The organism is Microcystis sp. M049S2 (assembly GCF_020245625.1).
Taxonomy (GTDB): Bacteria; Cyanobacteriota; Cyanobacteriia; order Cyanobacteriales; family Microcystaceae; genus Microcystis; species Microcystis ichthyoblabe_A.
Genome location: NZ_JADBUN010000220.1, coordinates 1 through 11,999, shown reverse-complemented (window position 1 = coordinate 11,999; position 11,999 = coordinate 1). Strand labels below are relative to the sequence as shown.

The following is an 11,999-nucleotide window of genomic DNA, read 5'->3' as shown; positions in this document are numbered from 1 at the left end:
GATTTAGTCGATTTATGCCACCCTATCGAACCATACCAAGTAACGAAAAGCCAAGAATACCTGCAGCTACACCAAAATCTACAATTGAGTCTATTTTGATTCTGATACCCCGTCCGCTTGCGGCGGGGTAGTTCATTTTTTTTTCCGATTCTCAATCGGAAAAAATTGTTATAAAAATTAGGATTGCTAGAGGGGTAATAACTATCATAGAGACAGCAGGGCGGAGATCGGGATAAATTATCGTTGAAACCAAGCTCGATCGCACTCTCCACAATGCCGTTCTGTGGAACTCCTGAACAATGAGGACTTACTATGACTAAAACCGTCGTTATCGATCCCGTCACCCGGATCGAAGGCCATGCCAAGATCTCGATTTTCCTTGACGATGGGGGGGAAGTGGATGACGTGCGTTTTCATGTGGTCGAGTATCGTGGTTTTGAGAAATTCTGCGAGGGACGGCCGATGTGGGAGATGGCGGGAATTACTGCCCGAATTTGCGGCATTTGCCCCGTTAGTCACCTACTTTGTGCCGCCAAAACCGGAGATAAAATTCTAGCGGTGCAAATCCCCCCTGCGGGTGAAAAACTGCGGCGCTTGATGAATTTGGGACAATTAACCCAATCCCATGCTTTAAGTTTTTTTCATCTTAGCAGTCCCGATTTTCTGCTTGGTTGGGAAAGTGATCCCGCTAAACGGAATGTTTTCGGTTTAATCGCCGCCGATCCCGACCTAGCGCGAGCAGGCATCCGTTTACGTCAATTTGGACAGAAAGTTATTGAACTTTTGGGAGCAAAAAAAATTCACCCCGCTTGGTCTGTCCCGGGAGGAGTGCGTTCCCCTTTGAGCGAAGAAGGGCGACAATGGATTAAAGAACGACTGCCGGAGTCTAAGGCGACTCTTTACACGGCTTTAAACCTGTTTAAAGGACTTCTAGACAATTTAACCACAGAAATCGCCGCTTTTGGTAATTTCCCTTCCCTGTTTATGGGATTAGTCGGTAAACGGGACGAGTGGGAACACTACGGTGGTCATATTCGTTTTACCGATAGTCAAGGCAATATCGTGGCCGATAACCTGAGCGAAGACAATTATCGCGATTATATCGGCGAATCAGTAGAAAAATGGTCTTATTTGAAGTTTCCCTACTATAAACCCCTCGGTTATCCCAACGGTATCTATCGAGTCGGTCCGTTGGCCCGCTTAAATGTTTGTTCCCATTTTGGCACGGAGGGAGCGGATATTGAGTTACGCGAATATCGCCATCGGGTCGGTGGTGTAGCAACCTCTTCTTTTTACTATCATTATGCTCGTTTAGTGGAGATTTTGGCTTGTTTAGAACAGATTGAACGTTTAATCGACGATCCCGATATAGTTTCTCCACGCTGCCGGGCCGAAGCAGGAATTAATAATCTGCAAGGGGTGGGAGTTAGTGAAGCACCCAGGGGTACTTTATTCCATGATTATAAAGTGGATGAAAATGGTTTGATTGAAACGGTGAATTTAATTATTGCCACAGGTAATAATAATTTGGCGATGAATCAAACGGTGAAACAAATCGCCCAACATTATATCCATGGTGGCGAAATTCCCGAAGCGATGTTAAACCGCGTAGAAGCGGGTATTCGTTGCTATGATCCCTGTTTAAGTTGTTCTACTCACGCTATGGGACAAATGCCGCTACAGCTAGAGTTAGTTAATGCAGCCGGTGAGGTGATTAATACTCGACAAAGGGGTTAATTATCTAAGTTGTTAGGGTGTTAGGAAATAGGGCCAATTCCTCCTAACACCCGGCGCTATTTCATTCTATAGCGGTTCTCACACCTGTGTGGCACAGTTAAACCTTTGCTGATTAAGCTTTTCAACATTAATAATGTACCTCGTGCGAACAGGAAACGCTATAGATGATATAATATTGAGGTAAAACAGACCTCTTGCAAAAATCAAAAATCTTCCGTTAGGTGAGGAGTCTCCGAGCCAGTAGTCAGGAGTCAGGAGAATTAAGAATGAGTATTAATCAATTAAATGCTCTATTTAGGGATTTTATGCAATTTTATGTCTATTTTTCTCATTTTTGCACTCTCAAAAATTAATTAGGGTTTGCTGAAAAAGTGTATTGGTGGGGTTAGGAGTCAGGAGTCAGTAGCCGGTCGTTTCAGGCTTTGTTGCCCTTGTTTTTGTACAAGCTTGTGTACTACAAGAAGGATAATGCAAGGTTTTTGAATGTCCCAATCCTATTTTCTTGCACTAACATCGGATTTTAACAGGTCAAAAGCCTTATTTTAAAAGGGTTTTCCCATTATTCAGCCAACCCTATAGAGAGGGAGATTTAATAGCAAAATGTAGTATATTTTTTTCCGGTTCGGTTATGGTTTCTGGAAATCGCTGATCGTTAAAATTGATCTGCTCGGAATATAGATGATAGGCTGTATTGTAAAAGTTACGAAGGATAAAAGCAATAAATACACTGGGTGTTAAAGGGGAGGACACTGGAATTCGGCAGTTTTTGAATTGTCCTAGGGTGAGATGACATCTGGGGTGATGAATCTCTTGAAAATTATCAGGATCGTAATCAAATCTAATCGGTACAGCTACAATATTTTTGGCGATAATATCGGCAAATATCTCATCTTTTTCATATAGTTCTGGCTCATTTTGAAAAGATTCTAAATAAGGGGATGAGAAGAACGCTAGTCTATGGGATAATAACTGCGATCCTTGGAAGCGATAAAGTAATTGAATCAAGGCTCCATCAATCATTTTAATATTATAATTCTTACTGCGATTAAGCTCATCATAAATATCTTGATAGGCAACATTTTTTAGGGCAATGGATAAGTCGGAACTATTGGCATAGCTAATCTCAGAAATATTTTGACTCAATTTATTCAAAGTCGGAAAGTTCTGCTGACTTGATAATCCTACTTCTATCAATTTAGCCGTTAAATTTTTAACATCTTTAAAGATATTCTGAACATTAAGCATTTCTAGACGATTCTTCTAGTATTTTTATTTCATCTGCTGAAAATCGTATTTCACCCCGTTTAGCCTTAGCTAATATTGCTTGCTTTTCCCTGTCATTTTTATCTCTCTTGGTATTAAGAGTATCTCGATAAACCTTCTTCATTTGTTGAAGTTCTTCGGGGGTTGGATAGGTAAACTCAAGAGCAAAATTTCTCGATTTAATTTCCTGAAATTCCCTCTCTAAAGCTTGCATATTTGCTCCATAACCAATAACTCTTAACCAAGCTTTACTTCTAGTCATCGCTGTAAATAAAATATTGCGTTTACTAGCAATTTCTGATGGTGAACCAGAGAAACCTTCTTGAGCGTTAATGAAATAAACCATTGCCGCTTCATTGCCTTTTGCACGATAAATCTGTGTAAAAGCAATCGAGTTTTCTTGAAAAAACTCATCGGGAGAAGATGTGCTGCCTGCTAAATGAGAATTAATATTTTTTGTAAATAACATTTCTCTAGCTTTTCCAAAAACGTTGCGAGCATTTTTAGGTATTGGATGGATAACCATAATATCTTGGCATCTTAATTCATCTTCGTTGAGATTCTTTGCAATTTGTTCCACTAGCCATTCAAGTTGCTCCTGATTGTTATCGAAAGATTTAAAGTTGATAATATCATCGATGGAAGAATGGTCTTCAAGGAATTTAGGACTGGTTTTCGAGGTTCTAATCAGTTTAACAAATTCTCCTGATTTTAATTCTCCTTCTTCAACCTCATAACCAATATCTTGCCATAATTGAGGATTATCAAACATTTGAATTATTCCCTTTGGATAATAAACTCCAAAACCTAGAGCATGAGCAGAGGAAAGAATAGGACGAGAATTTCTGTAACAAGTATTTAAAACTACATCTTGTTGGGGTTCGCTGGGTAAATTCTCCAATTTAACTCTAGGATTACCATGGTTATCATTTCCAAAAATAACTTCGGGAGAATCCATGACTTTACTATTTAAGCTTTGCAACTCATCATAGGCATAAACTAAACGTTTATCATCTTTCAAGATTTCATAGCAGAGTCTTAAGAAGTCTTGAGGAAAATCTTGAGCTTCATCAATTAAAATAACATCATAATATTGATGAAAATTTTTAATCTCTCGCAAGGCTTTTTGACAGGCAAAGTCAAAAGGTTCTTCATGCGAATATGTTAGGTTGTCTGCTTGACTAAAATCTAAATATTCAATATTATGTCGTTTACATAGCTCATAATAAATTCCTTCTATCTTAGGACTTCCCCACGCATGAATAATTTTTACTTTTTCCCAGTCTGGTTCGGAATTTTTATGCTCATAACTAAACCGAGTAATTAAATCTTTGTATTGATCCTTTAACGAGCGTGTATAGAAGGTAACAGCAATATTCCAATCGGGATGAGTTGCATGAAGATAAGCTACTTTCAGCGCTAAGACAATTGTTTTTCCCGAACCTGCTAAACCTCTGATTCTTTGTACACCTTTAGTGGTTTCTAAAACAGCCTTATTTTGAGTTTCATCAAGATTAGCGATAGAATCTTCTAATTTTTTTAACTTTGCTCCCCTAGAATCTGGTTTAACAACATAACTGCGAGCGTCTTTTTTTCTAATGGTTGTAACAGCTTGTATAACTGAGTTGACTTTCTCGAAATATTCAGAATCATTGCCTTGACATTTCTTGATAAAATCATCAATATCTTTATCTTTAATAAGAACAGGATATTCCTCTGGGTTAATTGCTTCTGGATAATTATTCCAAATCGGTGCATAGGTGGCTACAGAAATGTTAACTATTAGCTTTCTTTTTTGAACAAGCTCTTTATAAGACAGCAGTTTTGCTTCTAACTTGGTTATGCTCTCGTCTTGAGTGCCTTCAATATCCAAATCATAATTTTTTCCCTCATCAATATTAAAAATAATAATCCCTTGCTGACGAGAGACTAATAGAGCATCAATTTGATATCCTCCTTGGGGAGTTCCAATAATAGGATAGCCGATATACAATGTTCCCTCTATATCTGTTCTTTCCTCAAAATATTTAGCTAATCTTTGAGAAGATACAGGTTTAGCTGAAGAACCGCGAATAACGTTAACCATAATTTTTACCTCGGGAGTTCTTTTAGCAGAATCATTAGATGCCTATTGATTCTTGAGGAGGGCAACAAAATTACTATAGCATTTTTTCAACCATCAAGTCATGTTATGCTCATCGGTTAATCCCCAGTTTTGACCTAAAGCTATAAATATAGATATTAACCTCTCACAATAAACCGCGATAGCGGATAAAAACGAGGATTACTGCCCAGGAACCTAAAGCTACTTTAACGGCAACTAAAATGTTTAGTATTGGTAAAATGCCGCCACTAAATAGCGCCCCTAATTCCCCGTGGGGTAACTCAAATCCTGAGAGAGTAATGGCGGCTAAAACAATAAAAACTAAGACGGAAATTTTCTCCCATGTTGCCGCTTGCCAACGGCGATAAATTGCTTGCATCCATTCGGGAGACGAGGTAATTGCTATTAAACCAATTGCCGTACCTCCGGCGACTCCGGCGGCAAAACCTCCCCCCGGACTTAAATGTCCGCGGATAGCTAATTCAATGCCCACTAAAGCGGCAATTGTTGACCCTAAACGGGCTAAAATAATTGAAGGTTGGTCGGTAAATTGATGGATTTTACTGGCGGGTTTTTCGGTGGCTAAAAGAAAATTTGCCCCCATAATGGCAATGGTAAAAACAACCACTTCATAGATGGTATCGTAGAGACGATTACGAAAAATAACCACCGAAACCGCATTAGGAACACCGCCGTCGCGCACCAGGGATTCAACAATTTCTAAGGATAATACAGGGGAAGCAGTATTCGGAATAATTACCATTTTGACAGCGAAGGCAATGGCGGCTAGAGTGTAAATCCATTTCATTAGTGTTTCTCCTCTAATTTTGGGGTTTCAATACAGGTTAAAATCGTGTTTGCTGCCGTTAATTCATTTTTAAAAATATCGTAGAGATAGGGTAATCTAATTGTGGTTTCGTAGGGGATAGTTTCTGGATTGTCTTGACGGATACAGACGGCATGAATATCTTTATCCCTAAGTGCCTGTTGCAAAGCTTGTTTATCACTGTAGGCAACTAATTCTAACCGCATAAAACGTTTACTTAAAACCGTTTGTAGTTGAGTTTTTAACTGTTCTAAAACTGTATCGTTTTCCTCAGCAATTACTCCTAAACGCATCACTAAAGAGGAACGAATCGCCACCGCGTAGAGAGTTACGGCTAACATGGTTCCCATCAAAGCTTCGGTTAAAGATACATCTGCTGCCCCTAATAAAGCATAGACTAAGGCTGCTATTGCCCCTAAAACCCCGCGAATTACTAGAGCTTGGTAGGGATTGGATTGTAACATCACCATCGCCGCAGTTAAAGGCAAGAGGGCAACAATAACATAGAGATAACTTTCATTCATCTTTAATTTTACTCTCGATCGCTAGAAGTATAAGCTAAAACGTAGCCTAACATGGTGTTCCAAATTGCCAGGGAAATTATTGCCAATAATAATAAAGGCCAATTTTGGGGAACTTTCAAAAGTAGCCCGAAAATAATCGCCATCGAACCCAAAGTATCAGCGACAGATAGACCGTGTAATTTATATAATACCGAGCGCTTGTCTAAAAGATGCGCCGTTCCCCAAAACCAGAAAAAAACTCCGATAGCGATGCAGATATAACTGAAAATGTCAATCATGATTCGTTCAGTCGTTTAAGAATTTGTGCTAATAACATAAAACCGGCATTACCAACACTGAGAATAATCACTGCTACCACTCCAATCATCCAATCATCCCGCAGAACCGACACCACTAGAATAATAATCGATGATTTACTGGAAGCACTGGCAAAGGCGGCCATTTTTTGCCAGATGTCATCATTTTTTGCCACTTCATAAAGGGGAATTAATAGGGCGACAATCATGGCAATGAGAACAATATTCATCCCTGGGAACTCCGTTTAATTACATGAACTTCATAACCCTCATTTTCCTTGTATTCGGTGACGATAGTTTTCGGGGTAAAGGTAATGAGAAATATATCCCAAAAAGCCAATCTGGGTGAACGTTTACCCGAAATTCTCTCTAAAATAATTTCTTCTTCCTTGTGGGGACGAAAGATAATTTCAAACGCTTCTTTATAAGCTTGGGGAATAGCTATAAAGACTTTAATTATTACCTTTAACCAATCGCCTAAAGTTTCGCTAGAGGCGAAATTACGGGGCAAAAGAAAAGCAATAGCCACCCCGATCATAATATTAGCGGGGGTAAAATTAGCGGTGAGTAAAAACCACATAGTTAAACGCAGAATTATATGTCCAATCATGCTAAAACCATCCAAAATAATAGAACTAACATTATACTCATCATACCGATGAGATTATCAAATTGTTCCCAGGCTCGCGATAATTTTAGGGATAACTTTTTGAAAACTCCCAGATATAACCACCACCCGGCACCGATGACGGCTAAAGCTTTGATAATATTGGGGATATTATAAGCTTCAACATAGACGGCATTGGACAAAAATAGGGCGGCAAGGAGCAGAATTATTGCTATCCAGAAACCGATAGTTAGCTTCTGTTTACTTTCGCCACCAGCGTGGGGTAAAAAGATAAATTTAGCAAAGGAAATCGCCGTCCCCACCGCCACAAGATTGATCATAATTTCTTGCCAAGGGACTAAATTTTTCATCGTTAACGCTTTCGCCCCAAAACCGGATAATAGGGGGAATCCAGAGATAGAAAAACTAGCAACCACTAGGGCAATCCAGAGGGAATTAGGGATCGATTGTTGCTGTAATTCTTTAAAATTGCGACTGGGTAAAACTCCCGCTAACAGAAATAGGCAAGATTTAACTAAACCGTGGGTAAGGGCATAAAAACCACTGACTACCGGGGCGGCTAAAATAAAACCTAACTGGGAAATAGTATGGAAGGCTAACATCCGCTTGCTATCCTTTTCAAACACTGCGTATGACACGCCAAAAATCGCCGTTAGCACCCCGAAAAGCCGAATTAGGACATCTAAATCCTCTAGGATTAAAGCACAGCGCAGGAGGGGAAAAATGCCAGCTTTTACCACCACCCCCGACATCAGCGCCGAGACAGAGGTTTCCGATTCCGAGTGTGTCATCGGTAGCCATAATCCCGAGACAAAGATTCCCCCTTTGACTAATAATCCCATGAAGATTAAAGCCAAGGCTTCGGGAGGTGCGTCCTTTAAACCAGCAAAAGCAAAGGAATTACTGGCTTTATAGACTAAAACTGCGCCAATGAGGTAAAATAACATCGCCACATTGCTGATAAACAGATAACGCAGGGCAACCCAGAGAGAGCGATCGCTGCGAGGGTAGGCAATCACCAGAAAAGCGGCAATACTAATTACTTCTAGAGCAACGTAAACGCTAATAAAATCCTCACAGACGAAGACAGAATTAATGCTGCCGTGGAGAATGATAGCTTGAGCGTAAAAAAAGGCGGTTTTGCTACTTTCCCAGTTATAAAGGATCACCGCCATGGTCACCAGGGCATTAGTGAGGATAAAATAGGCACTTAACTGATCGGCTACCAGTCTCACGCCATAATTATCCAGTAGGTTGAGGATTATGGGAGAGGATTGGCTAAATAGAAGGAGAGAATAGGCGAGAGAGATAATAGTGGCTGCTAGAGCCAGATATTTGTCTAATCGCGGCAATAAATAGATGATAAAGCCGATCAAAAAGGGTAAACTTATCCAAGCGATCGTTAAAGTATTCATGGTGTGTTATTTTTTTCTATCTCGCTGCTGTCGAGGGTGGGGTTATCCTTGGCTAATTTCATTACTCCCACCAGCATTAACGCCTGAATGGAAAAACCGATGACGATCGCTGTTAAAATCACTGCTTGGGGTACAGGATCGGCGTAATTTTGCTGTTTAACTGTACTGAGGATGGGAGTAAATAAACCGTCACGGGAAGAAATTACCACATAGTAGGCGATAACGCCGGTACTCATGACATCCATGGCGATAATCTTCATGATTAAGTTTTTTTTCAGGAATGTCCCTAAAAATCCGCACAAAACGGTGGCGAATACAAACAACTCTAGCAGGGGAATCGTCACTGGGCTTCTTGATTAGATTTGGTTATGAGTCAAAATACTTTTTTTAATTATCCTCGATCGAGTCCTATTTATCAAAAAATTCTCAGGCTTTGCCGCTTCTCCCTTGAATAATTGGTAAATTGGTGAAGATCTATAGTTAGTATTAGCTAAAAGCTAGGAATGAGGGAGCTAATTGGGCTAGGATTAAAGAAAACAAAAGCATTAACATAACAGCCATCATACCGACGAGATTATCAAATTGTTCCCAAGCTGTTGATAATTGTAAGGACAGCTTTTTAAATATCCCTAGATACAACCCCCAACCGATAGCAATAATCCCTAAAGCTTTGCTGATATTTCCCAGATTGTAGGCATCGAAATAGACAGCATTGGCTATAAATAAGGCAGTTAACAATATTATTATTCCTAACCAACCACTCAAGGTTAACTTTCTCCCAGTGGAAACTTTTGCGTGGGGTAAAAAGATAAATTTAGCAGTGGCGATCGCTGTACCTACGGCTGCTAAATTGATGGCTACCTCTTGCCAAGGTAATAAATTTTTCATCGTTAACGCTTTCACCCCAAAACCAGATAATAAGGGGAATCCAGAGATGGAAAAACTGGCGATGACAATAGCAATCCAGAGGGAATTAGGGATGATCGCTACAGTAATTTTTTTGTCCTTTGGCTAGAGCGATTTCATCAATTCCTAGTCTTTTTAATTCCGATAAGTCTGGCTCTGTAATTTCGGTTCTTCGGTTTGTGTTATGCAATGAACGGGGGTTATAAGGAATGAAACCCTTATAGAGACAGACATTACCGCAATTTTTGTCAATTATTTTCGATCTAGAACGAACTAATCAATTAAATCCCTTGCCAGATAAGGATTTAGTCGATTTATGCCCCCCTATCGAACCATACCAAGTCCCGAAGAGTCTGATTAACGAAGGCGGTCGGCAGGGGGCAGGAGGCCGTTTTTATAACTGATAGAGCTTACAGTATAGTGATTAATAGAAGCAATTTGCAAAGAATTATCGAGATAAAGAATGGATATTCGATCGACTGACACCTCGCTCCTTACTTGGACAGGAGATACTTTAGCCCTAGGTTTACCAGAAGGAGCCATAGAGATTGCAGGAGAATTGGCAGAATTGAACGATAAACTGGGGGGAATCCTAGAGGATCTCATCTCCGAGACGGAATTCGAGGGAAAATTGGGCAGCAGTGCGGCGACTCGTCTAGGTGGTGGTCCGATTCGCAAATTAATCCTGGTGGGATTGGGAAAAACTGCCGATTTCGACCTGCAAACCCTGCGTCTAGCGGCCGCCGCCATCGCTCGTCTGGCCAAACAACAAAAAAGCCAAGCTCTGGCCATCAGTTTACCGGTAGTTGGCGATCAGTCCGCCACCGCCGGAGCAATCGCAGAAGGGCTACTACTTGCCAATCATCAGGATACCCGCTTCAAGTCCACTAAAGAGGAAAAAGGAGCCAAATTAGAAACCGTCGAGTTATTGGGTTTAGGAGAGCAAGCATCGGCGATCGCCAAAGCCGAGCAGATCTGTTCTGGGGTGATTCTGGCCAGAGAATTAGTCAATGCTCCCGCTAACACCGTTACCCCCTTAACCATGGCAGAAACCGCCGAGCAAATTGCCAGCGAATACGGATTAAGTCTCAAAATTCTGGAACAAGAAGAATGCGAAAGCTTGGGTATGGGAGCCTTCCTAGGAGTGGCCAAAGCCTCGGATATTCCCCCGAAATTCATTCATTTAATCTATAAACCCCAAGGAAACCCGAAACGTAAACTAGCAATCGTCGGTAAAAGTCTAACCTTTGATTCCGGCGGTTTGAATATTAAAGGGGCCGGTAGTGGCATCGAAACCATGAAAACGGATATGGGAGGTGGTGCCGCCACCCTAGGCGCAGCCAAGGCGATCGCCCAATTACGGCCAGAAGTGGAAGTACACTTTATCTGTCCGGCTACGGAAAATATGATTAGTGGTCGCGCTATGCACCCCGGGGACATTTTAACCGCTTCTAACGGCAAAACTATTGAAGTCAATAACACCGATGCCGAGGGACGATTAACCCTGGCCGATGGCTTGGTTTTTGCGGAAAAATTAGAGGTGGATGCGATTGTGGATCTAGCCACTTTAACCGGGGCCTGTGTCGTCGCTTTGGGGGACGATATCGCCGGTTTATGGAGTAGCGATGAGAGTCTCGCTGCTCAAATCCAACAGGCCGCTAAATTAGCCGGCGAAAAATTCTGGCCAATGCCTCTAGAAGAAAAATATTTCGAGGGTCTGAAGTCTCCAATTGCCGATATGAAAAACACTGGCCCGCGCCCCGGCGGTTCCATTACAGCCGCTTTATTTTTGAAGCAATTCATTAATAATACTCCCTGGCTCCACCTAGATATCGCAGGACCAGTCTGGTCCGACAAAGAAAATGGCGTTAATAATTCTGGGGCCACCGGTTTTCCCGTCCGCACTCTAGTTAATTGGGTAATGGCCAATAATTAAGTTATCGGTGATCGGTAAGCGGTATTAGGTGAGGAGTATTTTCACTGTTTACTGTTTACCGATCCCTGAAAAATCTGCCCCACCCCTCACCCCTATCTCAAGGTCGCGAGAGGACTCCCGTTAAACTGCGTAGCGGTTAACGGGAGATGAATCGCGACCAGAATGAAACTAACGCAGTAGCCTTTCCACTTTTGGGGAGTTTTGGTTCTCGACGTATTTTTTCAGTTGTTCGACAGTAACGTCGCCACAACTAGCCACGAAATAAGCTCCCGCCCAAAAATAGGGTTTGTTGTCGAAATACTTTGCCGCCAAATCCGGAAATTCTTGTCTAATTAAGCGACTACTAACTGTTTTAAGGTTAGCG

13 protein-coding genes are annotated in these 11,999 nt (G+C 41.2%); 2 read left to right on the top strand and 11 right to left on the bottom strand.

Features of this window, described 5'->3' with window-relative positions:
• Positions 1-312: 312 nt before the first annotated feature.
• Complete coding sequence (locus IM496_RS18095; protein WP_194013586.1) at positions 313-1,737, top strand: Ni/Fe hydrogenase subunit alpha; 1,425 nt, start codon at positions 313-315, stop codon at positions 1,735-1,737.
• Positions 1,738-2,310: 573 nt separating this feature from the next.
• Here the strand turns inward: IM496_RS18095 and IM496_RS18090 are convergent.
• The 10 genes from IM496_RS18090 to IM496_RS18045 form a co-directional block, all read right to left on the bottom strand.
• A complete protein-coding gene (locus tag IM496_RS18090; protein WP_287662809.1) occupies positions 2,311-2,982 on the bottom strand; it encodes a DUF2290 domain-containing protein in 672 nt (223 codons plus the stop codon).
• A complete protein-coding gene (locus tag IM496_RS18085; RefSeq protein ID WP_104396119.1) occupies positions 2,975-5,086 on the bottom strand; it encodes a DEAD/DEAH box helicase in 2,112 nt (703 codons plus the stop codon). The genes IM496_RS18090 and IM496_RS18085 overlap by 8 nt, the downstream gene beginning before the upstream one ends.
• Positions 5,087-5,249: 163 nt before the next feature.
• A complete protein-coding gene (locus IM496_RS18080; RefSeq protein ID WP_287657113.1) occupies positions 5,250-5,912 on the bottom strand; it encodes a Na(+)/H(+) antiporter subunit B in 663 nt (220 codons plus the stop codon).
• Entirely contained in the window at positions 5,912-6,454 is a 543-nt protein-coding gene (locus tag IM496_RS18075; protein WP_104396121.1) for a DUF4040 domain-containing protein, read from the bottom strand. Before IM496_RS18075 ends, IM496_RS18080 begins: the two co-directional genes overlap by 1 nt.
• A gap of 8 nt (positions 6,455-6,462) precedes the next feature.
• Positions 6,463-6,732: a monovalent cation/H(+) antiporter subunit G gene (locus tag IM496_RS18070; protein WP_002752066.1), complete on the bottom strand. Its 270-nt coding sequence runs from the start codon at positions 6,730-6,732 to the stop codon at positions 6,463-6,465.
• Complete coding sequence (locus tag IM496_RS18065) at positions 6,729-6,980, bottom strand: hypothetical protein (protein WP_002739224.1); 252 nt, start codon at positions 6,978-6,980, stop codon at positions 6,729-6,731. The genes IM496_RS18070 and IM496_RS18065 overlap by 4 nt, the downstream gene beginning before the upstream one ends.
• The gene (locus tag IM496_RS18060) at positions 6,977-7,360 is read right to left on the bottom strand and encodes a Na+/H+ antiporter subunit E (protein ID WP_002783130.1); all 384 of its coding nucleotides are present in this window, start codon (positions 7,358-7,360) and stop codon (positions 6,977-6,979) included. Before IM496_RS18060 ends, IM496_RS18065 begins: the two co-directional genes overlap by 4 nt.
• Entirely contained in the window at positions 7,357-8,793 is a 1,437-nt protein-coding gene (locus tag IM496_RS18055; RefSeq protein WP_287662806.1) for a cation:proton antiporter, read from the bottom strand. The genes IM496_RS18060 and IM496_RS18055 overlap by 4 nt, the downstream gene beginning before the upstream one ends.
• Entirely contained in the window at positions 8,790-9,137 is a 348-nt protein-coding gene (locus IM496_RS18050) for an NADH-quinone oxidoreductase subunit K (protein WP_002761414.1), read from the bottom strand. Before IM496_RS18050 ends, IM496_RS18055 begins: the two co-directional genes overlap by 4 nt.
• A 142-nt stretch (positions 9,138-9,279) precedes the next feature.
• Entirely contained in the window at positions 9,280-9,681 is a 402-nt protein-coding gene (locus IM496_RS18045; protein ID WP_228009467.1) for a hypothetical protein, read from the bottom strand.
• Between the two features lie 481 nt (positions 9,682-10,162).
• On the opposite strand from IM496_RS18045, the gene IM496_RS18040 reads away from it, so the two are divergent.
• Entirely contained in the window at positions 10,163-11,635 is a 1,473-nt protein-coding gene (locus tag IM496_RS18040; protein WP_287662805.1) for a leucyl aminopeptidase, read from the top strand.
• 168 nt (positions 11,636-11,803) lie between these two features.
• Here the strand turns inward: IM496_RS18040 and IM496_RS18035 are convergent.
• Positions 11,804-11,999: transposase (locus IM496_RS18035; RefSeq protein WP_287662803.1), on the bottom strand; the 196-nt coding region annotated here is incomplete at its 5' end.

Excerpts from the sequence above, each read along its gene's own strand:
- IM496_RS18095 (WP_194013586.1), top strand. The coding sequence starts at position 313 with ATGACTAAAACCGTCGTTATCGATCCCGTCACCCGGATCGAAGGCCAT.
- IM496_RS18090 (WP_287662809.1), bottom strand. The coding sequence starts at position 2,982 with ATGCTTAATGTTCAGAATATCTTTAAAGATGTTAAAAATTTAACGGCT.
- IM496_RS18085 (WP_104396119.1), bottom strand. The coding sequence starts at position 5,086 with ATGGTTAACGTTATTCGCGGTTCTTCAGCTAAACCTGTATCTTCTCAA.
- IM496_RS18080 (WP_287657113.1), bottom strand. The coding sequence starts at position 5,912 with ATGAAATGGATTTACACTCTAGCCGCCATTGCCTTCGCTGTCAAAATG.
- IM496_RS18075 (WP_104396121.1), bottom strand. The coding sequence starts at position 6,454 with ATGAATGAAAGTTATCTCTATGTTATTGTTGCCCTCTTGCCTTTAACT.
- IM496_RS18070 (WP_002752066.1), bottom strand. The coding sequence starts at position 6,732 with ATGATTGACATTTTCAGTTATATCTGCATCGCTATCGGAGTTTTTTTC.
- IM496_RS18065 (WP_002739224.1), bottom strand. The coding sequence starts at position 6,980 with ATGAATATTGTTCTCATTGCCATGATTGTCGCCCTATTAATTCCCCTT.
- IM496_RS18060 (WP_002783130.1), bottom strand. The coding sequence starts at position 7,360 with ATGATTGGACATATAATTCTGCGTTTAACTATGTGGTTTTTACTCACC.
- IM496_RS18055 (WP_287662806.1), bottom strand. The coding sequence starts at position 8,793 with ATGAATACTTTAACGATCGCTTGGATAAGTTTACCCTTTTTGATCGGC.
- IM496_RS18045 (WP_228009467.1), bottom strand. The coding sequence starts at position 9,681 with ATGAAAAATTTATTACCTTGGCAAGAGGTAGCCATCAATTTAGCAGCC.
- IM496_RS18040 (WP_287662805.1), top strand. The coding sequence starts at position 10,163 with ATGGATATTCGATCGACTGACACCTCGCTCCTTACTTGGACAGGAGAT.